Source organism: Legionella pelazae, assembly GCF_052527395.1.
In genome coordinates this window covers 183,826-209,829 of sequence record NZ_JBNVZS010000002.1, presented here as the reverse complement: position 1 = coordinate 209,829, position 26,004 = coordinate 183,826, and the positions used below count along the sequence as shown (strand labels likewise).

The following is a 26,004-nucleotide window of genomic DNA, read 5'->3' as shown; positions in this document are numbered from 1 at the left end:
TAAAATTAATAACTCACTATACTTTTCTAAAATTAAACTTCTCTCTAATTATTTACGCTACCTAAGCTGTTTTTCCTAAAACATAGCATTTCTATGTTTCTTAGGTATACTTGTCTTTTTCTTAAATGTAGGACAGGACGGTTATGGCTAAGGCTATCCAGTTTGAAAAATCACTCTTAGAGCTTGATGAAATTGTTAAAAAGCTTGAGCAAGGCGATTTAACATTAGAGGAATCACTAAAATACTATGAAAAAGGAATTAATCTCGCTCGTAAATGTCAAACTGACTTAACGCAAGCTGAACAGAAGATAGAGATTTTGCGTCTAAATTCTTTAGATCCTACTGGACTTTGTAATGATTAATGAGCAACTAAATTATTATATTAAACGTCATGAAGCATTTCTTAAAAAGTTTATTGATCAAATTGAAATTCCTGCAAAACGTATAAAAGAAGCTATATATTACACTTTATTTCCTGGTGGAAAGCGTATTAGGCCTCTATTAGTTTATTTATCTGGGGAAGCACTGGATGTAGCTTTGCCTTGCTTAGATAGAATTGCTGTAGCAGTAGAGCTAACACACGTCTATTCATTAATACATGATGATTTGCCTGCAATGGATAATGATGATTTTCGCCGTGGCAAACCTAGCTGCCATCGCGCATTTGACGAAGCAACAGCCATTTTAGTAGGCGATGGTATGCAAGCTTTAGCAATCGATATTCTGTTAACCGAATTACCTCAAATTTTACCACCTTCTCAAGTGATTGCTATTGCTCATGAATTAGTGCATGCCAGTGGGCCTACAGGCATGGTTAGCGGACAGAGCCTTGATTTATCAGAGTTAACCAACATTGATATTAATGAGTCACAGCTCCATACTATTCATGAATTAAAAACCGGAAAACTAATTTCTGCCTGTGTTAAAATGGCTATTGCTGCCGGAAATCCAGATCCGAAGTTAAAAATAGCATTAAGTCAATATGCAGCTTATATAGGGTTAGTTTTTCAAATGCAAGATGATTATTTAGATCTTCATGCGCCGATTGATAAATTAGGAAAAAATCGCGCTTCAGATTTAGCTAATCAAAAAGTTACTTTTGCAAAACTTTATAGCCAAAATAAGCTACTTGATCTTATTAGCACTTACTTTCAAAAGGCAAAAGATGAATTAAGCCCCTTTTATGATAAAACGAAAGGCCTATTAGCACTAACTGACTTTCTACATATAAGATGCGAATTAACTTAATTTATTCTTTAGCCTTTTCTTAACATTTATTGCAGTAAGTCAAATTTTCAATACTAGCCAAATAACTGAAGTTATAAGAAGACGCACATATTTAAGCGCTTACCACTTTACTTAGCTTAATAAAAAGCCTAAGTGCTTTTTATCCTTTTATTTAGCCAGTTAAGCATCCACTGTTGAGTATCTGTAGGTGCTAAATCTAAACTCTGCATACAAATGAAGACGATATTTCTTTTTAACTCAGCTTGTCTAAGTTTGGATTGAATTTTTTGTAAAGAATAACAAGCACCATTGACAGCAATTGCTTTTAATGAGTTATCTAAACCAGCAAGACTGGCTTTGATCTCTAAATGATGAGCCAAGGAAATTGGCCAGTATTGCTTAGGATCTCGAAAAGGATAACTAATATTTTCTATTAATAAATTAGGATATTTACTAAAAAATTTTTCAAAAGTTTCACGCCTTAAAGGAAAAGGGATATGAGGTAAGTGAAAAAACTGTTTATTAAAACCAACTAATTTAGCACTATTTTCCTGTAACGTTCGATGCTCACTACAGGTAAGTACCTTAGGCGGTTTACGTAATAGTCTAGCCTGTAAATGATAAAAGTAATTTCGCCATTTTTTACTGGTTTGGGTTTTCCATTCGCCTCTTAATACAATTTTATCGTCTTTAAAAAAATCTTCAGGTTTTACAGGTCGAATAATAGAGCAATCATCATTTAAATAAATAAAATGATTAGCAAGTCCTTTAATACGCCATAAAACAGTTTCAATCGCTACACTATTAAATGTCGGTAAATACTTTTCAAATCCGACAAAAATTTCACGATGATCAACTATTTTAATTTTAGGTGGCAAATCTTTTTCTAACTGCTTAATAATTGGTGGAGTCTGTGCATCAGTGATAATAAAAATGGTTCTAATCCAAGGCGCAAAAAGCAATAATGACTGTAAGCAATAATTAAGTTCGCCGCATTCATTAAAACGAGTAGGTGCCGCTCCCTCTGGCCGTTGCTTATTCAATTTTGCAAGTGCCTTATCTAATTTTTTTTGATGTGCTTCATCATTTCCATCTACCCACGTAATCACTGCATCAATTGGTTCTGTAATTTGCATGAAAAAAGTTTTTAAGTTAAGGGTTATTTGACCTAGCATTATAAGAAAAAAAATGAATATAAAGATAATATTACAAAAGGGTAATTAAATTTTTTTAAAATAATTTTTAAAAACTAAACGATTTAGTCAAATATTAAGAATGGTGGAAAAATTTATATCATACTAACTTCTACAAATTCATTAATTTATGAAGTAGACTGAAGATTCGCTTAATCCACATACAAAAGGTGATGTATGGTTCGTGCTTTCATATCAGGAAAATTTGCCCAAAGTTTTTTTTCAGAGGGCGCCAAAAGAGCAGTGCCCTTGCTCGTACAGACAGCCAATTTAACTACTCAAGCTATTTTAATTACTAAATTAACAGGTTCTCTACCTAGTAAAGGCTCAACTGAAGAAATCGCTAACCATAATAAGTCAACGGACACTAAGCTAAATATGTAATTAATAGCTGTTTTAACTGTCCACCTAATTTTATAAACTTAGAAAGATACTTAATCAGTATTCCTTCTAAGTTTATAACTTAACCATTAAGCTTTTGGCCCAGTAGTTTGAGGTTGCTCTACCTCTTTCACTACCTCTACCTTCGGCGCTGTAGAACTACTAGCAGCAAAAGAAAAGAAGCCATTCCTTGATTGGCTAGTACGGGGCACAGTTGGGGGGAGTTCGCCTACTTTAGGCTGAGCTGATGGTCCATTAAAATAATTATAAGCTTCCCATGTACAATTAACGATTTTTGCTGGCAAAATTCCGCTAAAGACATACTTATCTAAAACCCACGATGATCCATTAAGCACTGCCAAAGCAACAGCACCATTAACTCCACCTATAAACGTTCCAGCACCTAAAGCTTTTACTCCACGGAAACTAAATTTACCTTGCGGTTTCACTAGCTCTGTAAAAATCTGCTTAACACTAGGTGTCTCAAACGTTTCCAAGTTCATACCTTTTATTTTACGTCGGTAAAGAACGTCTGCTGTATTAATAAATGGTGCAACGGCAAAGCCACCAATAATAGAGGTTAAAGCATTATGTGAAACAGGATTAGTCGTCCTAGATATGTAAGGATTGAGAAAATCGCTTATCATACCAGTAGATCCCATACATGCTAACGCTGAAAAATAATTCCTTGTACCACGAATCAACAAACCCTGTTTAAAAAACTCAAATTTCTGCGACATTGGTATCGATAGCGTATATCCTAGCGCATTGAGACTACGTAAGTTAGCATAAATCTGAGTAAAGCCAGTATCAATACCAGCAATAAGTCCTGCAGAAATTGTTTCCACTTTAAAATTACTGACATTTTTATTACTTTCTTTTCCCTTTTCACCTACTACCGAATCAACATGCGTAGAAACTGTTTCTCGATTTGCTATAACTGAATTTTTTATTAAGCTACTTTTATTAGCCGTTAAAAAACCTTGCACAAGTGGCTTTATCGTTTTGTAATTAAACATAGCTGGGGTAAAAAAACCAGCTTTGACGCCTATACCCTTTACGCCCATTTGTTTACGCATCTGGATTACTTCAAGCGGGTAAAGTGCACTTGCAATTGAAACACTTGTGGCAAATACTCTTATTACAGCTTTAGCATATTCATTTTGTATGGCATAGGAAGGTGCCTTCAAATTGTTTGTTTGTATATTATTACTGACTGCTGGCGCTGCAGTTGGTAATGGGACCACTTGCTTTACAGATGATCTTGTTATTATTTGGTTCTTAGCATCCTGCTCTATTCTCCCTTCTGTCTTGTTCTTAGTCATAAAAGTCTACCTCTTATTATAATTTTGACTAGGTATAGAGCCTTAGTTTTAAAACGGGTCCAGTATATAAAAGAATCATTAAGTCAGTATTAATGTTATTTAATAAAATACTTATAAATCTTTACAATTTATTAACTTCCCAGTAATTAAATGTTCAATAAGCAAAGAAATTTAAAAAATGTATGTGGCTATGATTAAAAATCAGCCAATTATGATGTACAACAGATAAACAACTTCAGAAAAAACTAGCCCTTAATAAAGGAATTTAAAACTTAACCAATTGATTTATAATAAAAATCAATTTGTTTACTAGTAACAATAATCTTAAATTACTAAAAAGTAAATAGTTAGTAATTTCCCTTCTTTACAAAAATACAGTCTTACCTTAACCTGATTATTTTAATAATCGTTTAATAAATCTGCCTTATATCTGCACATTATGTATGCTTATATTATTTTTTGATCCATTCTCCAACAACCTAGTTTAAGCAAGCCAGAGATTATCACCTCTAGTCCTAGACCGCAAGAAATTTCAATCAATTCGTGCTTAATTTAAAATTAGAGCATCAAAAATTGATATATTTACTAAAATTTTTCTGTTTTGTTACATTTTAAAGCTAAAAACAACGTAATATGTGCATCGCTTCGCTCTACCAATACGATTTACTTAAGCAGAGACTTTAAACCTCCAATAAATATTTTTGAAATAGAATGCTATTATTTAATCGATAATTATATTAAATATAAGGAAATGTATGAATAGAAATCTAAAATGGATTTTGTTTTTTATCTTAACGCAAAATGTTTACTATTCTCAGGCTGTCTCTTCAGAAAGCAATCAGGATAACATAATTAAGCCATCGGAGGAGTTATCAGCTGCTTGTACAGAAGAAGATGAGCCAAAGGTAGGCCAAGAGCCCTCTGATATTGACCTTCAAGTTGGCCAAACAAAAATTATTTCAGCTTCTGAAGCCATAACAGGCACAAAAATATATTATACCGTCTCAGCACTTGTTACCAACCCCCAAAATCAAGTCATTATTAACCGCCGAACTGGATCGGTCATTATTAAAGCAGAAGTTGAAGACGAGTTTCCAGTGACTATCAATGCAACAAATCCTTGTGGAACTACTTCTATTACTTTTAATGTTAAAATTAATCCTCAATGATTTAAAAACAATGATTATCAATACCTCACTAAATTTAATCATTAAAGCTCTTGCCTAACCGTAGATTTTACTTTAGTGCAAGGCGCAAAGGTTTCGAGAAGCAGAGTTTACAAGGAGTAGTAGCGCCGCAGAAATGTCTGCAACGCAGCAATAAAGGAAAAGATGCAGGTTAGGCAAAAGCTCTATTCATTTTTATTCCTGAAACCTCTATGATAAAGGCAAAGAGGAATTTCAACAAAATTATGACAATTGCATTCTTAGCGACGGGTGATGAAATTATTCAAGGAGATACTTTAAATACTAACTCCCCTTATTTAGCTCATGTACTTAATACTGAAGGATTAGCAATTGGCATACATTTATCTTGTAGTGATGACGAAAATGATATATACCAAGGCCTTAGCTTCTTAACAAATCAACACGATATCATCATCCTAATTGGTGGCTTAGGTCCCACTTCAGATGATAGAACACGTTATGCATTAAGCCGTTATTTAGCAAGCCCACTTATTGAATTCCCTGAGGCACTAGCTCATATTCAAACTAGAATATACCAAAGCAAACTTGCTATAAGTGAAGGTAATAGGCAACAGGCGAAATTTCCTGCCCAAGCAATTTTATTACCAAACCCAAATGGTACAGCTTTAGGCTGCTATATTAGAAGGGATAATAAGCTCTTTATTATGTTGCCTGGTCCACCGCGTGAATGTTTACCTATGTTTAATAATTATGTTTTGCCCCTTTTACAACAGGATAAACGTAGTACCAAACAGTTACTTAAATGGCGCTTATTCGGCGTAGCAGAAAGTCAAATTGCACAAGCAATTGATGACGCATTAAAAGGTATTAACTGCAAGACAGGCTATCGATTAGATACTCCCTATGTAGAATGTAAGGTATGGGCTGAGCAAGAATTAGTTGAAACAATCACTAAAATTTTATGGCCTATTATTAGCCCACATCTAATCACTAAAACAGAGAAGAAAGCATCTGAGGAATTAGTTGAGTTTATTCAAAAATGGCAAAAGCCCCTTGTTATTTTAGATGAAGCGACAGGCGGCCTTTTGCAATCATTAATTCAACTTCCCGAGACTTATTCATTGATTAAGTTTCATGAGCCCAGCCATGCTGTATTACATTTTCACATTTGTGGACTCTATGAATATTGGACTAATCGGCCTAAAAATGGAGAAACGTCATTAGCTATCTTTTATAGACATAGTCGTTTTGAGGGAAAAGAGACTCACATATTACCTCATCGCAGCCCACTTGTAGTTCATTATGCAGCTGAATTAATAAGCTCCCGGCTTCTTCATTTGATCAATCAACTCCATTAACGCATAACAGAGTTCTTTTGTACCTTCACCTGTTAAAGCAGAAACCATAAATACTCGTTCTTGCCAGTTTAGTCCTTGAACAATAGTTTGCTTAATCTGCTCTCTTTCCCGTTCATCAGGTAAAAGATCGATTTTATTTAATACAAGCCAACGTGGTTTATTAAGTAACTCAGGATCATATTGGGCTAGTTCTTGTGAGATAATTTTTGCATTCGTAATTGGATCGCTATCATCTATAGGTAAAATATCAAGTACATGCAATAAAATACATGTACGTGTTAAATGCTTTAAGAAACGATGGCCAAGACCTGCGCCTTCTGAAGCGCCCTCAATAAGGCCAGGAATATCAGCCATCACAAAACTTTTAAAAGAAGATACCCTAACTACGCCCAGTTCAGGATGCAGAGTCGTAAAAGGATAATCAGCAACTTTAGGCTTAGCACTTGAAACTGCTCGAATTAAAGTTGATTTACCTGCATTTGGTAAGCCTAATAATCCCACATCAGCTAATATTCGCAATTCTAATCGTAAGCGGCGTGCTTCACCTGGGGTACCTGGCGTAGTTTGTCGTGGTGCTCGATTAACACTACTTTTATAGCGCGTATTACCAAGTCCATGAAATCCACCTTGAGCAACTAATAAGCGATCGCCTGGTTGTTTAATATCTCCCAATAACTCGTCAGTATCGCAATCAAAAACTAAGGTGCCTACTGGTACTTGAATAATTAAATCATCACCTTTTTTGCCAGTACAATTTCCACCCATGCCAGGCTGTCCATTTTTAGCCTTAAAATGCTTTTGGTAACGAAAATCAATTAAAGTATTTAAATCGGAATTTGCTTCTAGATAAATGCTGCCACCATCACCACCATCGCCACCATCAGGCCCACCAAAGGGCACAAATTTCTCCCGCCTAAAACTTAAGCAACCATGTCCACCATGACCTGCTTCGACATTAATGATAGCCTCATCGACGAATTTCATTTACTTTCTCTATTTAAATTTAACTGATATGGAAAGAGTTTTTATACTACTTAAGTAGTTTCTAGGCTTAATAATAGTACAGTCTAGTTTCTTTTTATAATGATTTTAGCTATAGCGCCATCCACTAAGCTTTATACTTCGTTGCAAGCTTGCTCGGCTCAGTCATGTACTTATTTGTACACTCTTTCGCCTCGCTCACTTGCGCCTTGTCTAAAATTTAGTGGGCGACGCTATATGTCTATAACGCTTATAATTAGCAGCAATCTTTGAAAAAGAACTAAAGGTATTATGAATGCCGCAAAGCAAAAACTGCGGCACAATAACTGCAAAGAAATTAATTTATATCAGGCTAAAATTAATAGCATGATAATGAAATTTGCTAATCTAGAAATAACCAGATCTAATTAGCGGCACCTTCAGCTGCTTCAATGATGACATATTTACGGTTTTTAGCCCCTTTAACACGAAAAGCAACTGTGCCAGCAATAAGAGCAAATAATGTATGATCTCGACCACAGCCTACACCTTCACCAGCATGAAATCGAGTTCCGCGTTGACGGACTAAAATTTCGCCAGCATTCACATATTGGCCACCAAAGCGTTTAACGCCAAGATACTTAGGATTCGAATCGCGGCCATTACGCGTACTACCGCCTGCTTTCTTATGAGCCATTATTTTCCCCTCTTAACTATTAATCGCAGTAATTTTAATCTGCGTAAAATTTTGTCGATGACCCATTTGTTTCATATGGTGTTTACGACGACGAAATTTAATAATCTTAATTTTTTTGTGACGATCATGTCCTAATATTTCACCTTTTACAGCAACTTTTTCAATTAAAGGATTGCCTACAGTCACCTTATCACCATCAGCAAGCATGAGTACGTCAGCGAAATCGACTTCACTCCCAACATCGCCAGACAGCGACTCTACTCTAATAACATCGCCCTCTTTTACGCGATATTGTTTACCGCCCGTCTTAATTACCGCATACATAGCTTATCTCCAACCCGCCGAAATGGCTTTATTAAGTTCAACAAAGTCGCATATTTTATGAAATTACTGCTATGACTTCAAGTTGATTTTAAATTATTGTATACTCTGGCTCCAAATTTATTTTAGTACTTAACTTGGTCGCGCGTTAAGTACACATGTTTTTCTATGGAGAAAGTTATGTCATCAATCGTTTTAGAAGCCGAAGCAAGAGCTGATATAGGGAAAGGTGCGAGCCGCCGCCTACGTCGCCTTGAAAATAAAGTACCTGCAATTTTATATGGTGGCGATAAAAAACCTCAAGCTTTAAACCTTCCTCATAACAAGGTTATAAAAGCACTTGAAAGCGAGAGTATTTATTCATCAGTTTTCGATTTAAATATTGCTGGCAAAGTTGAACATGTTATTCTTAAGGCATTACAACGCCACCCTTATAAACCCGTTATCCTACATATGGATTTACAGCGTGTATCAGCAAAAGATATTCTTATTAAAAATGTTCCGCTCCATTTTATTAATGAGGAAAGTGCAAAAGGCGCGAAGGCAGGCGGACGTATTAGCCATAATATGACCCAAGTCGAAATTCGCTGCCAAGCTAAAAATCTGCCAGAATTTATTGAGGTTGATATGGCTAATGTTGGCTTAAATGAAGTTGTTCATCTTGCTGATTTAAAATTACCTAAAGGTGTTCAGCTTACTGTAAACGCTAATGATGCTGATCATAACTTACCTGTTGTGGCTATTCACCCTCCAAAAGGTGGTGCAGAAGAAGAGGAAGCAGCGCCAGCAACTCCTTCTGAAACGCCGGAAGCTGAAGCTTAATTAAAGTTAACAACAGCAAGCATAGCTTAATTCTACTTAATCTTTGTTGAGGCGAACAGTAATTTACTCGCCTCTTTTTATATATTATGACAATAAAATTAATCATTGGCCTTAGAAACCCAGGGCCTGCTTATGCTGCTACTCGACATAATGCTGGAGGCTGGTTTGTTGAAATGGTAGCTAAACACTATAGGGTTTCTTTTAAAATTGAAAAAAAACTCCATGCAGAATTAGCTACTATTGAGCAGGCAGGTTATACTTGTAAACTTCTTATGCCCACTACATTTATGAACCAAAGTGGTTTAGCAGCCAGAGCAATTAGTCAATTTTACCGCATTGACCCGAATGAAATTCTTGTTGTGCATGATGATCTTGATCTTCCTGCCGGCCGTATTAAGTTAAAAATGGGTGGAGGACATGGTGGTCATAATGGACTTAGAGATATAACACATCAGCTTGGTAGTTCAAATTTCCATCGCCTACGAGTTGGCATAGGGCATCCTGGGCATAAAGACTTAGTATTAAATTATGTACTTGGTAAACCTAGCTTAACGGACAAACAGCTAATTCTAGCGGCTCTTGAGCGAACAATAACAGCATTACCTTTACTCATACATGGTGAAATAGCCTTAGCTATGAATAAGATTAATAGCTAAAAATTACACTTTAACTGCTAAAATAATCAGCTAAACGTTGTTAAATATTATTTATAAAGAGGCCAATTATGGGATTTAAATGTGGTATTGTAGGCTTACCTAACGTTGGTAAATCAACCTTATTTAATGCGCTAACTAAAGCTGGCATTGAAGCACAGAACTATCCTTTTTGTACAATTGAACCTAATGTAGGCATTGTAACAGTACCTGATCCACGCCTAGATGAATTAAGCAAAATTGTTAAACCACAACAAACAATACCTACTACGATGCAATTTGTTGATATTGCCGGAATTGTTAAAGGTGCTTCTAAAGGTGAAGGTTTAGGTAATCAATTTCTAGCAAATATTAGAGAGGCAGATGCTATTGCTCATGTGGTACGTTGCTTTGGTGTTAATAAATCAGATGTTATTCATGTTGAAGGGCGTGTTGATCCACTAAGCGATATTGAAGTTATTAATACTGAGTTAGCATTAGCAGATATGGAAACTATTGAGAAAGCGTTAATTAAAGTAAATAAACTAAGTAAAAGTGGAAATAAAGAAGCATTAGCTGAAAAACAAGCTCTTGAGAAAGTAAAAGAGCATTTAGATGCAGGATTTCCTGTTCGAACATTATCAATTACCCCTGCAGAAGAGGCTATAATTCGACGTTTTTTTCTTTTAACAGCAAAACCTGTACTCTATATTGCTAATGTTGATGATGATGGCCATCAGAATAATCCTTTACTTGATAAAGTAGTTGAGTTCGCAAAAAATGAAAATGCTAAAGTAGTTTCCCTTTGTGCCGCTACCGAAGCAGAATTAGTAGAGTTAGAAGACGCTGATCGTTTAGAATTAATGCAAGATTTAGGGTTAAATGAGCCTGGATTAAACCGGGTTATTCGAGCCGGCTATGAATTGTTAGGTTTACAAACCTACTTTACCGCCGGTGTAAAAGAAGTAAGAGCTTGGACTATACCTAAGGGAGCTACTGCACCCCAAGCAGCAGGCGTCATTCATACGGATTTTGAAAAAGGTTTTATTCGTGCAGAAGTTATTTCTTATGATGCATTTATTACCTTTGGTGGAGAACAAGGCGCAAAAGAAGCTGGGAAACTACGTCTAGAAGGTAAAGACTATATAGTTTGTGATGGCGATGTAATGCACTTTCGCTTCAACGTATAAACTATTTCTATGTTAGCCTTTAGTCTATTTTGATTTGGATTTCGTATAGATTCGCAAGCATTCTACGGACACATTTATTTAGCAACATAAAAGAGCTTTTGGCTCTTTTATGTTAAAACTCATCTTATTTATGCTTTATCACCGATAATACATAGATTATTCTCAAGCATCCGTGTTTGCAATTCCGCCATGATTAAATCACCTTGTAGAGAGCTATTAATGACTTCAGCTGAAGTCATATAACTAATACAAACTGTTAAACCTTTACCCATTTCCGTATTAACCAACTGTTGTATAGACTGCTTAATACGTTCAAAAATAATAAGGCAGCCTTCTTGATTAGCTAAAGGTAGAAAGAAATACATTGTACCATTGGTTCGTGCAGCTAAATCACTTTCACGAAATACTTGCTTTAGTGTTGTAAATAATTGCCCCATTAAGCGTTCGGAGTCTTTTTCACCATGTAGCTCAATAAATTCATTTTCATTGGTAACATGTAAGACCATTACACTGAAATAAATCGAGCTATAACGTTCAGCTAGCTTCACTTGCCAACTAAGGATAGACAAGAAAACAGGATAATCAATGACTTTAAAATAATGGCTAAAATTTGTATAAATACTTTTTTCAATGCCACGCGCAAGGTATTCACCACGATGGGTTATACAATAGTTATAAAGCCGTCGTGCTATAAATTCAGAAGGTGCAGCAGCACGTTGGCAGAGTAAGCAAACTAAATGAACTGCGGGTTCTGCGAAGAAATGAGAGCAAGTATTACATATCTTATCTTCTAAGGGTATTTCATAATCTACACCCAATTCTTGTAATTTAGCATGACAACGTGTGCATATTAATCGCTCCTGACGTAAAAACTCCGGTACTAGAGCAATATTTCCACAAGCAAAACAGTGAACAAACCGTTGTGGTTTAACGTCAATGGAATGACAATTAGGACAGCTATTCTTTAAATTAAGTAATCCTGAACCACAAGACGCGCAAATTTTTATCTCGTCAACTAAACCTTGCTGAGAAAGTAAATCCCTTAATACTAAATCTTCTAAGAATTGCCAATGTTCTAGGCCTGAATCTTCATTATAGAGGATGGTTAATAAAGGATATTCATAAATATAAGGAGAACTGGCGCTTTTATAACCTTGTATATACGTATTTGGCCGAGAATATAAATAAATAAGTAAAATTGATTCTTTATTAAGGGATTCTAAAGCTAATTTAGATACACTTAGTAGACGCTCATGGATTTGACTTGCGGTTTTATTTAGTACCTCACTATCCGCAGGACCATCAAAAATATGCCTGCAACTTGATTCAACGTCACCGTGATAAAAAATAGGCGTAAAACGATATTCTGGCTTTTTACGTATTTCTTTTACTAAATCAATCCAGTTTTGATGCGGCGACTTTGCTAAAATTAAAGCAAAAGGAGGTTCGGAAGGAAGTTCGCCAATAGAGCTTGCTTCATCAACTTCTAAAGGAAGTAGTTTCTTAGTATTAATATTGTTAATAACCCAAACTGTTTGCTGGTTCATCAGAGTGCTCCAGATCTTAATCCCTAAAATGAGTAATCATTTTCCCTAACTTTATAACTTTAATCTGCTAAGTTTTAACCAAATTAAATTTCCTAGGCTATAAATTGATTCTAGCTAAAGAAGGAAAGAATTTCCTAATTAGGAATTTTATTTTCTGTAATTAAAAAAGAAAATTTATAGGCTTAGAAGCGCCAATGTATAATTTTTGTATTTATTATAAGTTAACTTGACATTAAGTATTATGAACTTTAGCATGCATGGATTAAATGCTAAAGGATAAAAAATGTCGGTAGACCGTTTACGAGCGCTAGTTGCTAACGACTTTGAGGCCGTTAATACCCTAATCATTGATAAAATACAATCTGAAGTAGGACTCATTGACGATTTGTCACATCATATTGTAGAGAGCGGAGGAAAGCGTTTACGTCCCCTGCTTGTTTTACTTGCTAGCCATGCTTGTAACTATAAAGGTCATGATCATATTGCTCTAGCAGCTATGGTTGAATTCTTTCATACAGCGACTTTATTACATGATGATGTTGTTGACGAATCTAAATTACGACGAGGCAAGGAAACAGCTAATGAGATTTGGGGAAGTAAAGCCAGCATTTTAGTAGGTGATTATCTATTTACCCAATCCGTACAATTACTTGTTAATGTAAAAAATTGGTCTATTCTACGCTTATTTGCCAATACATCTCATAAAATTAGCTGTGGTGAAATAAAGCAGTTAGTTAATCGTCATAACCCTTTACTATCTATTGATGATTATTTAGAAGTAATACGTGCTAAAACAGCATTATTATTTGCCGCCTCAGCAGCAATCGGAGCCATTCTTGGAGAAACTGGCCAGGAAGTTGAGAATAGCCTTTATCAGTATGGATTACATTTAGGCAATGCGTTTCAATTAATTGATGACGCCTTAGATTACTGTGCTGACACACAAAAAACTGGAAAAAATATTGGCACGGACTTAGCAGATGGAAAGGCTACGATGCCAATTTTACATGCGCTTAAACAGGGAACACCTGAGCAACAATCTATAATAAGACAAAGTTTAAAAGAAGGTAATTTAAATAATCTTTCTGAAATTTTAAATATTCTCCATGAAACAAAGGCAATCGAGTTTACCAAGCAATTTGCTGCAAATGAAATTGATGCTGCCTTAACGGCTTTACACATACTTCCAGACTCCTCTTTTAAACAAGCACTAGAAAACCTAGCAGAATTTGCACTTAGACGAAACCATTAAAGCGCAAGTGACTCAGATGAAGAAGTTTATGTGGAATACCTGCCTGAAACTGAATGAACTTGCAATGCTGTATAAAGCTTAATGAGCGAGGCTATACTACTGTAATCGGAGTGTAGCTCAGCCTGGTAGAGCACTGCCTTCGGGAGGCAGGGGTCGCAGGTTCAACTCCTGTCACTCCGACATTTATTTCGGCAAGTGGGCTAAAGTCAATAAATCTCTAATAAATTGCTCTTTCTCTTGCGAATACGCTAAAAACATGGTTTTACCTCGCAAAATAATTTTCTTTTTTAAATCATTATATTCATTTACTTTCAGAGGGTGAGTGCGCAAATAATCCCGTATCGCTAAGTTATTTTGCCAATGCTCCCCATACAGTAAGACAACGGCTAAATTAAAATTTATTTTGCCTCGCTTACGAAAATACAACCTTCCCTCTACGCCTGCTTCGCCTAAATATTCATAGCCCAGTTGCTGTAATGGTGCGATAAAAGATTCAATAGCGTTACTATTCTTTATTCCAATTAAGACATCAATGATTGGTTTTGCCATCATGCCTGGTACAGCTGTACTGCCAAAATGCTCAATAGTCACTTGATTTGCAAACACCGATTCTAACTGTAATTTTTCCTTTAGAAAAAATTTGGGCCATTTAACATCATACTCAGAGAGTGTTATCGGCTCGTCTAAAGGCATCTTTTTCTCCTGAAATATCAATAACTAATAATACAGAACTGCTTATCAATTTATCGCATTAATTAAATAATCAAATTGATTAGTAGCATTTTACATGCTTTAATGAACTTACTAACCATTAACCTAATAAAATTCATGATTTTTATAAAGCAAAGGAGTTACTTAATACCAATTGCTCGCTCTCATTGATAATTTCAGGTAAAGTAGCTTTTGCTAGTTTTTCTTCAACTAAAGAAAGAAAGTTGCGATCTATAAATTCTGCTTCCAAATTTCGATAATCATCTAGCATTTGCTCTTGAGCTACATTAAAAAATGTATTTAACCAGCCTATAGCCTCTTGATAACTCGTTGTTAGTAGCTCCTCCTTCTTACTAGAAGAATCAGAATTAAGTTTAATTTTTTGATAGATAATACATAAAAAGATAGTAATGTGGATCGCAAATTTAGCGGAAATTGATGGGCAAAAATTATCTTTTTGAGCTTCAAGATTAATTAATAATAAAGGCTTTGTAGTATGGGTTTGCCACCGAGTAACAAATATTGGTCTCAAATGGGTGTTAGTATATTGGCAGAATTTATCAAAATTAAATTGTTTCTCTTCAAAAACAGAAAAGTCGTGCCGACCTAAACCACGATCTGCTTCAACGACCAAATGGGTATTGGGCCCATTTTTCATAAAGCCAGTTACAGCAATATGTAAACCTCCCCAACCATCTTGAATATAAACTGGAAGAATAATCGGTTTTCCTTGACTGTAATCTTTATAAAGCTTATCAGTATCATAATCACCTTCCTCCGTATAAAGGCTATTAAGGCAGGTGTTAAATTCTTTTATAACTGGATCTGGTAAATTTTGTGTTTGAGTCAGTTTAAAACAGTTAAAATATAAATCGATAAGGAAATTCCAAAAAGCTTGTGAATCCTGCATATCAGTATGCTTGCATACCGTACCATTTGAGAAACTAATTCCAGGAATTTCTAGAAAAAGAGCAATAAATTTCTGTAATTTTATTGCCTGAAACGCTTTATCATTAACCTTTAAATTAAGAAAAGGTAAATAGCTAAGTAGCGTCATATCGCTTCTATTTTGAGGTGCATCTTTAAGGCGATGGTCAAATTTTATCCCATATTTCATATAGATATTAAGCATTTGCTGTTTTTTCTGTACCGAAATAAATCGAGAGCCAATACCTTTCTCCAATAAACTTAAGCCATCAGCTCTAGTTGAATTTACATCAGCGCCATACATTAATAATAATTCTGTAATGGTAGGATTATGAGAAAACTGAAACAATAACTTCGTTCCCAAATCTTTTCTTAAATTTAAAAAATTTGGATTATTTTGTAATACATACTCAGCAACTTTAAGATGATTATGAGATAAGGCAGTTTCGATAAGTAAGTCAAATTGTCTGTAAAATTTATTATTTTTCTCTGCTTTATTAAAATAATCTATTAAAAATTTACACAGCTGCTGATCAACTTCCTGTCTGTTGATGAACTGAATTAAGATATCTCCTATATCTAATGTGCCATCGGGAAATATATCGATTAGAAAATAGAGCAATTGCTCAGTCTCTTTTATTGATGAAACAAGCGCGTCATTAACTATTTGCTGATTTGTGATTAACCATGCTTTTTTTGAATTAAGGAAGTTATAGGCATCCTTGTAGTTTGGACTTTCAAAGTTGAAAAAATTAAAAACAGTAGTTAGTAGTTCTCTAGGATAATAAGCGAATAGTATATCTATTAATTGATAAGCTTTAGAGACATAGAGATAATTAACAACCTTAGCCAGAGTATCTTGCTCAGGTAAAGTTTGTTTATCTAGAAAGCGTTCTATAAGTAGTTTTAATAATTCTATTTCTTGATTAGAGTTAAAAAGATAAAAAACCGTGTCAAAATTTATTTTAAAATTCTGTCTAGCAAGCCAATTAACTGCGGCATCATTTTGATTGTTATAAGCATTGATAAGCATTGCTAATTTTTGATTATCTTTTAAAAAGATTTGCTGCTTTTCTAATTTAATTAAGGTTTTTTTGTCCTTAGCTTCAATCGCCTCATCAAGCAAATTTTTAAGGTATTTATTTTCCAACCCTTTTCTCAAAACTATTGCTGAAGTTGCTGCAGTAAGTGCTAAAGGGCCAAATAGAAGATAAATAACGATAGCACCAACAATACTTAAAATTAGCCTTTGTAAAAATATCTTAGAGAGAGAACGCATAAATCTTTATTATAACCAGCAGAGTTAATTCAAAGAGGATTATTATAAATCGATTTGTCCAAAAAATACAAATTTAGATTTTTTTATGTCATATTATATGGATAATAATTAATACTCAAGCACCCTGCATGATTACTATAAATTTTATCTATGCGCCTATAATCATAGCGTTATTGACGTTTTACTTTAAGTTTAAGCCAATTTCTGATTGAAGTTCTTCTTTAGCAGCCTTTATAGTTCTTGGTTGTAGCTGAAAAATTTCATGAGAAATCCCTAATGTTGCAGGCTGATCGCTTGCAACTGGCCTAGTCCCTAATGAAGTTAAGAGTTGCTTCGTACTCTCATTTTGAGAATTAGTATTGAGTAATTTAATTTTTTGTTGGAAATCAACTGTCACTGTGTGGCGATTAACCTGCGGCGATTGTAGCGCTTCCTCTGGTATGCTATTTGTAAGTAGTCCTATAATTATTTTTTCTAGAATTCCTTTAGTCGGGCCTTTGGTTGCCATATGCTTATCATTAAGAATAATGGCTGCACTTGATTTAGGAAGTACTTTGTTGATTTCTTCAGCAGTCCTACAATCCACCATGTGATCCTGAGTACATGAAATTAAACAAATAGGAACACGATTATATAAGGATACATTTTTCCTTACATTATCAGTTAGATTAAATCCATTCATATCTGTTAAAAAAAACTGATTAAGCACCTCAATTGAGCAACCATCTAACCCCATAATCATGTAATCTAATTTATCTAGTTTTAGCCCCATTTTATTTGCTAGATAATTAACTCCCTTCATAAGTGGTATCAGTTGTCGATAATAGTTTTTTATTAACCTTCCTAAATTGCTATTGAGTAATTTCTCATTTTCTTCTGAGTAAAGCGGAGCAAGATTAACAACAATATTTTGAATATAATCGTCTTTATCTTCAATTTTTCCATGAAGTAATTTATCTAGCGCTAATTTAATAGCATCATAGTTAGGATGCTGTTTAAAACGCTCTAAGTATTTTCTTGAATATTCTTTTTCTCCAGCGCCATTTGGTCCAACCAGAGAAATGATTTGACGTAAGTGAATACTTGTATCATCGGTTAACCACTGCGGACGATGCGCAGGAATATCCATTGCTGTCATGCTACCAAATGAACCACCATACACACGTAAATTCATGGCTTGATGGGGACATAATTCTTCTTTGACAGCTTCTACTACCTTTGCTGCAATTTCAGTAAAGTTATACATACTGTATTCTCTAACAATGTCCTTTGCTCTATCACTTTTATCACAACCTAGCGGGTCAAAGAGAATAATATTCGGTAAACTAACATGTTGCGCTTTTGCTTGTCTTTCTAAGTTTCTAGTGAAAAGATCTGTTGATATTAGACCAAAACCAGGCCCCCCAGAAATACATAGAAGATAATGGTTTTGTTCAATATGCTCTGTAGGTGCCAATACTTTGCAATAGATCTTACGACTATTAATAAAAATATGTTTATCGAAAATTACTTGCATATCTTCTTCCTTTATTAACTTGAAGTACTCTAGATAAATTGAATCATTACACAATTTATTGGCAGGATATTAGAGATGAAAATTTTAAGCTAAGAATTCCTTCAATCTCTACGTCCATTTTTATTACTTAAAAGTATTCTTTAGAGAACATTGTATTAATTGAATAATGCTAAGCAAACAGCTTTTGTTATTGGCAAAAACTTCCTTTAATAGTTCATAGGGCTAAACGAACGTTATCCCGTAAAATGCCAAGCATTTATGTGAGATCCAAAGCCAAAATAAGCAAATTTGACATAAGAGATATTATGCTCTGTTGACAATTCATTTTTTAAATTGCCTAAAGCCCTTAAGTTCCGCAGCTTGTCCGGCTTTGTTGCTTAAATAATGAAGCATCATTCTCAAATAACTAATGCCATTCCCGCGCGGCATTGTTGCGTGGATGAGTGTGAGAACTAATTATAATCAACATGATCTTATGCCATCCCCACCCTGTCATCCCGCGAAGGCGGGGAACTATTCATAAATTAACACTGGGATTAATTTACCATAGATTCCCGCCTGCGCGGGAAAGACATTCACTATCCACGCAACAATGCCTTGCAAGGATGACATAAAGCTAATTTGACCATCAGTTTTTCTAATTATTCGTGCAACAACGCTGGTTTGTTCGCGGATCCATGATTTTCCAGATAGTGCGGACTAACCCCGCCACATAGGGCTGATAGAACAATTATCAACAGCCCCTAGGTATTTTTTCGTTAAATACTAATTTGTTGATTTAATTAGACATAAATTAGTTGATCGTCATCTCTTTGTCCAGATCAATATAAAAACAAATAACTTTTATATCAAACTGACTTTAATCACTTCTTTTCCACCAAAGTATGGTTGTAAGGCGGTAGGAATATGAATATGGCCATCTTTATCTTGATAGTTTTCCATGATTGCCACTAAAGTGCGACCGACTGCTAGCCCTGAACCATTTAAGGTATGTACTAATTCAATAGAAGAATCAGGTAATCGATAGCGGGCCTTCATACGGCGAGCTTGAAAGGATTCCATATTCGAACAAGAAGAGATTTCTCGATAAGTATTTTGACTTGGTAGCCAAACTTCCAAATCGTATGTCTTAGCAGCACCAGCGCCCATATCACCTGTACATAATGTTACAACTCGATATGGTAATTCCAGGCGTTTTAGAATAACTTCTGCATGCTCGGTTAATTGCTCGAGCGCTTCATAGGATGATTCGGGTGTAGTTACCCATACTAGCTCTACTTTCTCAAATTGATGTTGCCTAATCATTCCTTTTGTATCTCGGCCATAAGAGCCAGCTTCACTACGAAAACAAGGTGAATGACACACATAGCGCAGTGGAAGCTTGTCCAAAGGAGTAATTGTATTGCGAACTGTATTGGTTACAGGAATCTCAGAAGTAGATGTTAAATAGTACTGCTCATCTCCCTTAATCTTGAATAAATCATTTTCAAACTTAGGCAATTGTCCTGTACCGAATAAACTATCTGCATTAACGATATAAGGTACATAAATTTCATTATAACCATGCTCTTGGGTATGAATATCTAACATAAATTGAATCAGCGCTCGATGTAGTCTCGCTAAATCATGTTTCATAACCACAAAACGACTACCAGCTATTTTTACAGCTAATTCAAAATCAAGTAATCCTAAAGCTTCACCTAATTCATCATGTGATTTAACAGGAAAGTTAAATTGAGGTACTTCGCCCCAGCGTCTTATTTCAACATTTTCTGATTCATCATCCCCAATTGGTACTGATTCATGGGGAATATTAGGTAAGGTTAACAACAAAGCTTCTAGTTGACTTAGAATTTGTTCAAGCTCTGCTTTTTTTTGATTTAATTCTTCACCTAAGTTACTAACAGAATCTAGTAAGGAAGAAACATCGTCACCTCGGCTTTTTGCAAAACCAATTTCTTTAGAGCGCTGATTACGCTCATTTTGCAATGATTGAGTAGCAACTTGCAGTGACTTACGCTGTTCTTCTAGCTTAATATAAGCGTCTACATCTAATATAAATCCTCGTTTTCCTAACTGTCTTGCTACATGCTCAGGGTTCTCACGTAATAAATGCGGGTCTAACATCGCTCTACCTCAAACTTTTCTTATTTAACCAATATACATGTCCGCAAGCCAATGCAAAACACGTCCTGGCTCTAATTGGTCATGAAAGTGGCTTAAAACATTATCTACAATACTAGGCTCATCACAAAACTCAATGATCATGGGTAGGCTCAAGTGCATATCCATTATTTTAGCTTCACGTAACTTACCTGAATGACCAAATCCTTTAACACCTCGGAATATAGTAGCGCCTTTAATTTTATTTTGATGCAAATAATTATAAATGGACATTAATAAAGGTGAGTCCTCACTTAAATAAATACGTGCAACTTTCACTTTCATCAAAAGCCTCCTCCAACCCATCGCCCTATATGTACACCTAAAAAGGCTAATGATAAAGAACAGATGTTATTTAGTAAAATATTTGTCCAGGCGAGCAAACTATTTCCATTTTCAAATAATGCCCAAGTTTCCCAAGAGAAACTTGAAAAAGTCGTATAAGCGCCTAAAAATCCTACAATCAAAAATAGCCGCCAAAGGTCGCTAACAGCAAACCGCTCTAAAAGTATTATCATTATAAAGCCAGCTAAAAATGAACCAATACTGTTAACGATTAAGGTACCAAAAGGAAAGCGCAGGCCAAGTAGTGTTTGCACTAGTGTCACCGTCGCAAAGCGCACAACAGCACCCAACGCGCCCCCTAAGGCAACTATAATAATACTTATCATAATATTATCTAACGATGCCACGCGATGAGTTATTTAAGGCATCAATCATAGGAATGACTTCAGGGCAATCTTGTTGCATGACTTCTAATTCGGCCACAGCTTGCTGAACAGTTAGCCCCTTACGAAAAATTATTTTATAAGCGCGCCGTAAATAGTCAATTGCAGCCGATGAAAAACCACGTCTTCTTAGTCCCACCGTATTAATGCCGCAAGCTGACGTTGTATGACCAGCAATCATGACATATGGTAAGACATCCTTAGTCACATAAGTTGCCCGCGCAACAAAAGCATAAGCGCCAACATGACAAAATTGATGAATTGCTGCATAAGCTCCGATGATGGCATAGTCGTTAAGAATAACATGTCCTGATAAAGCAGAATAATTAACCATAATGGTATAGTTACCTACCACGCAGTCATGACCTACATGCGAATAGGCCATAAAAAAATTATGATTGCCTATACTTGTTAATCCGCCGCCTTTTACTGTGCCACGGCTTATCATGCAATATTCACGAATGATATTATTATCCCCAATCTCTAAACGAGTTGGCTCACCTTTATAAGTTACATCTTGAGGCTCATCACCAATGGAAGAGAACTGGAAAATTTTATTATTTTTACCTATTATCGTTGGGCCTTGTATAACGACATGTGGCCCAATCCAGGTGCCTTCTCCAATCTCAACATCAGCGCCAATGTAGCTACCTGGTCCTACTGATACCCCTTCTGCTAATCTTGCAGATGGATGGATCATTGCACGTTCATCTATCACTTTTCATTTCCTTTGCTGCACTCATTAAATCTGCGGAACAGGCAAGCTTATCACCAACGAACGCCTCACCATGCATACGCCAAAAATCACGTTTTTGGCCAATTAATCTGACTTCAAGCCGAAGTTGATCGCCTGGTGTAACAATTTGTTTAAATTTAGCATTGTCAATTCCTGCAAAAAAATATAGAAATTCATGCCCTTCTTTAGGCTTACGAGATAAATTTGATAAAATAGCGCTGGCTTGCGCTAATGCCTCAAGCATCATGACTCCAGGCATAATAGGATTTCCTGGAAAATGTCCCATAAAAAAGGGTTCATTAATTGTTACATTTTTAATAGCAATTAAATAATCTAACTCTTTGTATTCCATTACTCTATCAACCAGAATAAAAGGATAGCGATGTGGTAGTAGTTCAAGAACTCTTATTATGTCTATGGGTTCACTCATATGCTATCTCTCACTTAATCAAATTATCTGAACTGTTAACAAAATAGTGTGTTTAGCTTTGCTGCAGAAATAAGGCTTAAAGTATACATCCCGCATTCTTATTGTTAGTCACAATAATAGCATTAGACTTATAATGAACCAACTATAACTATTAAATTTAATTATCTTAAATTTCAATAGCTTAGTATTAATATATGACTATCCAATTAATCATTAAGTAGATTTAATCAATTTGAGTTATTCATAATAAAAAATTATAAACATGCATGAACCTTGTCTGATCAATCTGGACTTTAATGAAAAATAAAGCAACGCTATAGCAGTTAATTCAATAACTGCTACAAACAACTTAAATATCCAATTGTTAACCAATAAGAATTAATTAATTTCTTTAACAATTTGCTCAGTGATATCTAATTTAGACGTACTGAAAGGAGCGGCATCTTTTTGCAGTACGAGATCATATTTTTCATTTTCAGCTATTTTAGAAATAGCCTTTCTTATTTTTGTATAGAGATCTTCCATCGCTTCATTATGTGCAGTACTTAATTCTTGCTGATATTGCTGCCCTTCACGCTCGAACCGCTGTTGAGTTGCTACAATTTTCTTTTCTAATTCTTTTTTCTGACTTTGGCTCATTATAGCGCTATCACGCTTAAATTTTTCCATATCCTTTTTTAAATCACCTTCCATGGCTACTAATTTATCACGACGAGGCTTAAATTCTTTTTCTAGCTTTTGCTGAATTGCCTTCATCTGATTAGATGTTTGCATAATCTTCTGTAAGTCAACTACAGCGATTCTTGCATTATCAGCAAATGCCGAAAAAGTCCCTAAACACATGAGTATTGCAGTAAGAAAACTACTAACACGCTTCATAATTTTTCTCCAGTTTGAAAGACAACCATGCTAACATAATTCACTCTATCTTGCGAAGATACTGACAGCAAAATCTAGCAAGTTTATAAGGCTCTTTTATTAAAGACTGTTTAATAAAAGAGCCAAACAAGTTACTTTAATTCCTCAAATCTGTCGTCTTTTAAAATGCTGATGATAAAGTAAATTGAAATACTTGAGTTTCATCGCCTGGTTGTCGATTTAATGGTTTAGCAACACTGAAAGCTAAAGGCCCAAATGGAGAGCGCCACTCAAGAGATAGCCCAGCGGAATAACGTATTGGGCCTGAATTTGTTCCTGTTAATGCTGGTGGAATACCACGTGCAAATACATTACCTGCATCTACAAACGTAGTCGTTCTAATAGTTTCTCTGCTAAGTGGGTAAGGTAAAATTAATCCTATACTACCATTAACTAAGAAATTAGCTCCTAGCCCGCGGCCATAATTATCTTTTGGCCCTAACGTGTAACTTTGAAAACCTCTTACCATGCCAGGTTGAGAGATACCACCTGCATAAAAATTTTCAAAAAATGGTAAAATATCATTATTAAAGCCATTCCCATAACCTATATTACCAAACGCCGATAAGATAAACCCGCGCAAAAGTGGCTGATATAAATGGGCTGAATACGTTGCTTTATAATAAGAGAGGGAGTCTGAATCAGCTGGAAGCGCAACCAATCCAGTAAACTGTTGATTTAAGCCCCGAGTCGGATATGGAAATTGATCATAAGTGTTACGATTCCAGCCGCCAGTTAGGCGAATTTCATTAAAGTTACGGCCATATATATTAATAAAATTCTGAATTTGTTGGACGATACCTACTGACTTTACATTTAGGTTTTGAAAGCCATAACCTAATTGCAGATTACTCACATCACTTAAGGCAATACTGTAACTAACATCGCCACCAACTCGGTCAGCTGAATAAGAGCTTACATCTAATTTATCAGGATCAACTCTTTGATAGTAAAAGTTAAAACCTCTACCTACGCCAGTCTGCGTATAAAAAGGGTTAAAGTAGTTGAATGAATATTCTTGCCCCCAATAACTTGCATTAAAATTTAAACCCACTGCCCGACCTGTACCCATAAAGTTATGCTGATTAAAAGCAGCATTAAATTGAGGGCCATTAGTGCCATAACCAAAAGATGCACTTGCCTCAGCTGATGGCGCTTCTTCAACTTGTACATCCAAGTCAACCTGGTTATTAGCACCCGGTACAGGGGTTGTTGCAATATTAATATTCTTTAAATAACCTAGAAGACGTAATCTTCGCTCTGATTCTTTTATATTATGTAACGATAATAAGGCGCCTTCATCTTGGCGAATAATGTTACGTAAAACATAATCGGCTGTTTTCGTATTACCATGAAAATTAATGTGTCGTACATAAACATGTCGGCCTGGATCGACAATAAAATTGATAAAGACGGTTTTGTTTTCTTCATCTATTTTAGGCTCTGCATTAATAGCTGGAAAGCCAAAACCTTGATCACCTAGCGCTAAACCAATTGCAGAAATACTCTCAGTCACTTTCTTACGTGAGAACACTTCTCCTTTCCTTATTTGCACCAAAGAAGCTATTTTCTCTTTAGGTAAGATAGTTCTTCCTATAACATCATAGCCTGAAAATCGATATTGAGGCCCCTCATCAATATGAATATTAATAAAAACATCTTTTTTGTCAGGAGATAACATGACCTGAGAGGAAACAATATTAAACTTTAAATAGCCCCGATCGAGATAAAAGGAACGTAAAGCTTCTAAGGAAGCATCCATAGCCGCTTTAGAGTATTGGTCTTTTTTAGAAAAATAAGTAAAGACATTACTCGTTGATAATGACATCTGCGAGAGTAATTCACCGCTTGAGAAATCATGATTACCTATAAATTTAATTTCACGAATGCGAGAAACGCGCCCTTCGGAAATTGTCACTGTGATTGCAACACGATTTTCTGTTAAAGGTGTAATTTTAGTATTGATGAAAGCATTATACTTACCACGAGCATTGTAAGCTTGCTTAAGTTCTTTCTCCAATCTCTCTAATGCAGAGCGTTGAAATACACGCCCCTTCACTAAATTCATCTGTTTTAAGAGCTCCTTCATCTTATCAGAAGGAATTTCTTTATTACCAACCACCTCTATTGAACCAATAGTAGCACGCTCAATAACATTTACAATTAAGGTATTACCTTGTCTTTCTAGAGAAACAGATTGGAAGAAGCCAGTATCATATAAGGCTCGAATAATTTCGCCTGTAGTATCAGGCCCTACTTCTTCACCAACTTGTATTGGTAAATAATTTAAAACTGTTCCAACCGTTACACGTTGTAAGCCTACAACTTTGATGTCGCGCACTACAAATTCATCTGCGTGAGCTTGTATTGACCATGCCAATATAGTTGAACAGAAAACACTTAATACTCTTTTTTTACTGACTTTCTTCATTATTATTTTACGTCCAGCACATCATTAAAATGATTGGTTTCGAATTTACTTCACTTTATTTAATTTAAAAATTAGTCCTTAAGGTTTGCCTTCCTTTTATAGGAACTCATTA

Annotated in this window: 25 protein-coding genes and 1 tRNA gene; 10 read left to right on the top strand and 16 right to left on the bottom strand. The window is 35.3% G+C overall.

What is annotated here, in order from left to right; genetic code table 11:
* Positions 1–143: 143 nt before the first annotated feature.
* Together ACQUW5_RS03325 and ACQUW5_RS03320 are read left to right on the top strand one after the other, a co-directional pair.
* A complete protein-coding gene (locus tag ACQUW5_RS03325) occupies positions 144–362 on the top strand; it encodes an exodeoxyribonuclease VII small subunit (RefSeq protein ID WP_444989791.1) in 219 nt (72 codons plus the stop codon).
* Positions 355–1,248, top strand: a complete 894-nt coding sequence (locus tag ACQUW5_RS03320) for a polyprenyl synthetase family protein (protein WP_444989790.1) — start codon at positions 355–357, stop codon at positions 1,246–1,248. The genes ACQUW5_RS03325 and ACQUW5_RS03320 overlap by 8 nt, the downstream gene beginning before the upstream one ends.
* A 128-nt stretch (positions 1,249–1,376) precedes the next feature.
* Here ACQUW5_RS03320 and ACQUW5_RS03315 read toward each other — a convergent pair whose 3' ends face one another.
* The gene (locus tag ACQUW5_RS03315; protein ID WP_444989789.1) at positions 1,377–2,363 is read right to left on the bottom strand and encodes a stealth family protein; all 987 of its coding nucleotides are present in this window, start codon (positions 2,361–2,363) and stop codon (positions 1,377–1,379) included.
* Positions 2,364–2,597: 234 nt separating this feature from the next.
* Between ACQUW5_RS03315 and ACQUW5_RS03310 the strand changes: the two genes are divergently transcribed.
* Positions 2,598–2,804 (top strand): hypothetical protein, encoded by a 207-nt coding sequence (locus ACQUW5_RS03310; RefSeq protein WP_444989788.1) that lies wholly within the window; start codon positions 2,598–2,600, stop codon positions 2,802–2,804.
* An 86-nt stretch (positions 2,805–2,890) separates the two neighbouring features.
* On the opposite strand, the gene ACQUW5_RS03305 is transcribed toward ACQUW5_RS03310, so the two are convergent.
* Positions 2,891–4,126, bottom strand: a complete 1,236-nt coding sequence (locus ACQUW5_RS03305; RefSeq protein WP_444989787.1) for a hypothetical protein — start codon at positions 4,124–4,126, stop codon at positions 2,891–2,893.
* Between the two features lie 755 nt (positions 4,127–4,881).
* On the opposite strand from ACQUW5_RS03305, the gene ACQUW5_RS03300 reads away from it, so the two are divergent.
* Both ACQUW5_RS03300 and ACQUW5_RS03295 read left to right on the top strand, forming a co-directional pair.
* Positions 4,882–5,295, top strand: a complete 414-nt coding sequence (locus ACQUW5_RS03300; RefSeq protein ID WP_444989786.1) for a hypothetical protein — start codon at positions 4,882–4,884, stop codon at positions 5,293–5,295.
* Between the two features lie 242 nt (positions 5,296–5,537).
* On the top strand, positions 5,538–6,632 hold the full coding sequence (locus ACQUW5_RS03295; RefSeq protein ID WP_444989785.1) for a competence/damage-inducible protein A: 1,095 nt from the start codon (positions 5,538–5,540) through the stop codon (positions 6,630–6,632).
* On the opposite strand, the gene cgtA is transcribed toward ACQUW5_RS03295, so the two are convergent.
* From cgtA to rplU, 3 genes are all read right to left on the bottom strand, one after another.
* Positions 6,588–7,616 (bottom strand): Obg family GTPase CgtA, encoded by a 1,029-nt coding sequence (cgtA, locus tag ACQUW5_RS03290; protein WP_444989784.1) that lies wholly within the window; start codon positions 7,614–7,616, stop codon positions 6,588–6,590. The genes ACQUW5_RS03295 and cgtA overlap by 45 nt on opposite strands.
* A gap of 400 nt (positions 7,617–8,016) precedes the next feature.
* On the bottom strand, positions 8,017–8,289 hold the full coding sequence (rpmA, locus tag ACQUW5_RS03285; protein ID WP_444989783.1) for a 50S ribosomal protein L27: 273 nt from the start codon (positions 8,287–8,289) through the stop codon (positions 8,017–8,019).
* Between the two features lie 12 nt (positions 8,290–8,301).
* Positions 8,302–8,613: a 50S ribosomal protein L21 gene (gene rplU / locus ACQUW5_RS03280; RefSeq protein WP_444989782.1), complete on the bottom strand. Its 312-nt coding sequence runs from the start codon at positions 8,611–8,613 to the stop codon at positions 8,302–8,304.
* Positions 8,614–8,790: 177 nt separating this feature from the next.
* On the opposite strand from rplU, the gene ACQUW5_RS03275 reads away from it, so the two are divergent.
* From ACQUW5_RS03275 to ychF, 3 genes are all read left to right on the top strand, one after another.
* Positions 8,791–9,432: a 50S ribosomal protein L25/general stress protein Ctc gene (locus ACQUW5_RS03275; RefSeq protein ID WP_444989781.1), complete on the top strand. Its 642-nt coding sequence runs from the start codon at positions 8,791–8,793 to the stop codon at positions 9,430–9,432.
* 86 nt (positions 9,433–9,518) lie between these two features.
* Entirely contained in the window at positions 9,519–10,088 is a 570-nt protein-coding gene (gene pth, locus ACQUW5_RS03270; RefSeq protein ID WP_444989780.1) for an aminoacyl-tRNA hydrolase, read from the top strand.
* A 68-nt stretch (positions 10,089–10,156) separates the two neighbouring features.
* Complete coding sequence (ychF, locus tag ACQUW5_RS03265) at positions 10,157–11,254, top strand: redox-regulated ATPase YchF (RefSeq protein WP_444989779.1); 1,098 nt, start codon at positions 10,157–10,159, stop codon at positions 11,252–11,254.
* Between the two features lie 128 nt (positions 11,255–11,382).
* Here the strand turns inward: ychF and ACQUW5_RS03260 are convergent, their stop codons facing one another.
* Positions 11,383–12,801, bottom strand: coding sequence for a TackOD1 domain-containing metal-binding protein (locus tag ACQUW5_RS03260; protein ID WP_444989778.1), 1,419 nt, complete (start codon positions 12,799–12,801; stop codon positions 11,383–11,385).
* A 283-nt stretch (positions 12,802–13,084) separates the two neighbouring features.
* Between ACQUW5_RS03260 and ACQUW5_RS03255 the strand changes: the two genes are divergently transcribed.
* Together ACQUW5_RS03255 and ACQUW5_RS03250 are read left to right on the top strand one after the other, a co-directional pair.
* Positions 13,085–14,053, top strand: a complete 969-nt coding sequence (locus ACQUW5_RS03255; RefSeq protein WP_444989777.1) for a polyprenyl synthetase family protein — start codon at positions 13,085–13,087, stop codon at positions 14,051–14,053.
* A gap of 106 nt (positions 14,054–14,159) precedes the next feature.
* Positions 14,160–14,233: transfer RNA gene (locus tag ACQUW5_RS03250), tRNA-Pro, on the top strand.
* Positions 14,234–14,236: 3 nt separating this feature from the next.
* On the opposite strand, the gene ACQUW5_RS03245 is transcribed toward ACQUW5_RS03250, so the two are convergent.
* The 10 genes from ACQUW5_RS03245 to bamA all read right to left on the bottom strand — a co-directional run bounded on the left by ACQUW5_RS03245 (position 14,237) and on the right by bamA (position 25,892).
* Entirely contained in the window at positions 14,237–14,746 is a 510-nt protein-coding gene (locus ACQUW5_RS03245) for a GrpB family protein (RefSeq protein WP_444989776.1), read from the bottom strand.
* Positions 14,747–14,888: 142 nt separating this feature from the next.
* On the bottom strand, positions 14,889–16,970 hold the full coding sequence (locus ACQUW5_RS03240) for an ankyrin repeat domain-containing protein (protein ID WP_444989775.1): 2,082 nt from the start codon (positions 16,968–16,970) through the stop codon (positions 14,889–14,891).
* 181 nt (positions 16,971–17,151) lie between these two features.
* Complete coding sequence (locus ACQUW5_RS03235) at positions 17,152–18,486, bottom strand: alpha/beta hydrolase family protein (protein ID WP_444989774.1); 1,335 nt, start codon at positions 18,484–18,486, stop codon at positions 17,152–17,154.
* Between the two features lie 843 nt (positions 18,487–19,329).
* Positions 19,330–20,613 carry a serine--tRNA ligase gene (serS, locus tag ACQUW5_RS03230; protein WP_444989773.1) on the bottom strand — a complete coding sequence of 428 codons (1,284 nt, stop codon included), beginning with the start codon at positions 20,611–20,613 and terminating at the stop codon, positions 19,330–19,332.
* 24 nt (positions 20,614–20,637) lie between these two features.
* Positions 20,638–20,934 (bottom strand): DUF190 domain-containing protein, encoded by a 297-nt coding sequence (locus ACQUW5_RS03225; RefSeq protein WP_444989772.1) that lies wholly within the window; start codon positions 20,932–20,934, stop codon positions 20,638–20,640.
* Entirely contained in the window at positions 20,934–21,320 is a 387-nt protein-coding gene (gene crcB / locus ACQUW5_RS03220; protein WP_444989771.1) for a fluoride efflux transporter CrcB, read from the bottom strand. Before crcB ends, ACQUW5_RS03225 begins: the two co-directional genes overlap by 1 nt.
* Before the next feature lie 4 nt (positions 21,321–21,324).
* A complete protein-coding gene (lpxA, locus tag ACQUW5_RS03215) occupies positions 21,325–22,095 on the bottom strand; it encodes an acyl-ACP--UDP-N-acetylglucosamine O-acyltransferase (RefSeq protein ID WP_444989770.1) in 771 nt (256 codons plus the stop codon).
* Positions 22,085–22,543: a 3-hydroxyacyl-ACP dehydratase FabZ gene (fabZ, locus tag ACQUW5_RS03210; protein ID WP_444989769.1), complete on the bottom strand. Its 459-nt coding sequence runs from the start codon at positions 22,541–22,543 to the stop codon at positions 22,085–22,087. The genes lpxA and fabZ overlap by 11 nt, the downstream gene beginning before the upstream one ends.
* A gap of 378 nt (positions 22,544–22,921) precedes the next feature.
* Positions 22,922–23,422, bottom strand: a complete 501-nt coding sequence (locus tag ACQUW5_RS03205; RefSeq protein WP_444989768.1) for an OmpH/Skp family outer membrane protein — start codon at positions 23,420–23,422, stop codon at positions 22,922–22,924.
* A gap of 160 nt (positions 23,423–23,582) precedes the next feature.
* Complete coding sequence (bamA, locus tag ACQUW5_RS03200; protein ID WP_444989767.1) at positions 23,583–25,892, bottom strand: outer membrane protein assembly factor BamA; 2,310 nt, start codon at positions 25,890–25,892, stop codon at positions 23,583–23,585.
* Positions 25,893–26,004 lie beyond the last annotated feature (112 nt).

What these genes read in the sequence shown, in the direction of transcription:
- ACQUW5_RS03260 (WP_444989778.1), bottom strand. Translation starts at nt 12,801, where the DNA reads ATGAACCAGCAAACAGTTTGGGTTATTAACAATATTAATACTAAGAAA.
- ACQUW5_RS03305 (WP_444989787.1), bottom strand. Translation starts at nt 4,126, where the DNA reads ATGACTAAGAACAAGACAGAAGGGAGAATAGAGCAGGATGCTAAGAAC.
- ACQUW5_RS03205 (WP_444989768.1), bottom strand. Translation starts at nt 23,422, where the DNA reads ATGAAGCGTGTTAGTAGTTTTCTTACTGCAATACTCATGTGTTTAGGG.
- ychF (WP_444989779.1), top strand. Translation starts at nt 10,157, where the DNA reads ATGGGATTTAAATGTGGTATTGTAGGCTTACCTAACGTTGGTAAATCA.
- ACQUW5_RS03315 (WP_444989789.1), bottom strand. Translation starts at nt 2,363, where the DNA reads ATGCAAATTACAGAACCAATTGATGCAGTGATTACGTGGGTAGATGGA.
- bamA (WP_444989767.1), bottom strand. Translation starts at nt 25,892, where the DNA reads ATGAAGAAAGTCAGTAAAAAAAGAGTATTAAGTGTTTTCTGTTCAACT.
- ACQUW5_RS03320 (WP_444989790.1), top strand. Translation starts at nt 355, where the DNA reads ATGATTAATGAGCAACTAAATTATTATATTAAACGTCATGAAGCATTT.
- ACQUW5_RS03275 (WP_444989781.1), top strand. Translation starts at nt 8,791, where the DNA reads ATGTCATCAATCGTTTTAGAAGCCGAAGCAAGAGCTGATATAGGGAAA.
- ACQUW5_RS03325 (WP_444989791.1), top strand. Translation starts at nt 144, where the DNA reads ATGGCTAAGGCTATCCAGTTTGAAAAATCACTCTTAGAGCTTGATGAA.
- ACQUW5_RS03225 (WP_444989772.1), bottom strand. Translation starts at nt 20,934, where the DNA reads ATGAAAGTGAAAGTTGCACGTATTTATTTAAGTGAGGACTCACCTTTA.
- serS (WP_444989773.1), bottom strand. Translation starts at nt 20,613, where the DNA reads ATGTTAGACCCGCATTTATTACGTGAGAACCCTGAGCATGTAGCAAGA.
- ACQUW5_RS03295 (WP_444989785.1), top strand. Translation starts at nt 5,538, where the DNA reads ATGACAATTGCATTCTTAGCGACGGGTGATGAAATTATTCAAGGAGAT.
- ACQUW5_RS03235 (WP_444989774.1), bottom strand. Translation starts at nt 18,486, where the DNA reads ATGCAAGTAATTTTCGATAAACATATTTTTATTAATAGTCGTAAGATC.
- crcB (WP_444989771.1), bottom strand. Translation starts at nt 21,320, where the DNA reads ATGATAAGTATTATTATAGTTGCCTTAGGGGGCGCGTTGGGTGCTGTT.
- ACQUW5_RS03240 (WP_444989775.1), bottom strand. Translation starts at nt 16,970, where the DNA reads ATGCGTTCTCTCTCTAAGATATTTTTACAAAGGCTAATTTTAAGTATT.
- fabZ (WP_444989769.1), bottom strand. Translation starts at nt 22,543, where the DNA reads ATGAGTGAACCCATAGACATAATAAGAGTTCTTGAACTACTACCACAT.
- ACQUW5_RS03245 (WP_444989776.1), bottom strand. Translation starts at nt 14,746, where the DNA reads ATGCCTTTAGACGAGCCGATAACACTCTCTGAGTATGATGTTAAATGG.
- ACQUW5_RS03310 (WP_444989788.1), top strand. Translation starts at nt 2,598, where the DNA reads ATGGTTCGTGCTTTCATATCAGGAAAATTTGCCCAAAGTTTTTTTTCA.
- ACQUW5_RS03255 (WP_444989777.1), top strand. Translation starts at nt 13,085, where the DNA reads ATGTCGGTAGACCGTTTACGAGCGCTAGTTGCTAACGACTTTGAGGCC.
- rplU (WP_444989782.1), bottom strand. Translation starts at nt 8,613, where the DNA reads ATGTATGCGGTAATTAAGACGGGCGGTAAACAATATCGCGTAAAAGAG.
- ACQUW5_RS03300 (WP_444989786.1), top strand. Translation starts at nt 4,882, where the DNA reads ATGAATAGAAATCTAAAATGGATTTTGTTTTTTATCTTAACGCAAAAT.
- cgtA (WP_444989784.1), bottom strand. Translation starts at nt 7,616, where the DNA reads ATGAAATTCGTCGATGAGGCTATCATTAATGTCGAAGCAGGTCATGGT.
- rpmA (WP_444989783.1), bottom strand. Translation starts at nt 8,289, where the DNA reads ATGGCTCATAAGAAAGCAGGCGGTAGTACGCGTAATGGCCGCGATTCG.
- pth (WP_444989780.1), top strand. Translation starts at nt 9,519, where the DNA reads ATGACAATAAAATTAATCATTGGCCTTAGAAACCCAGGGCCTGCTTAT.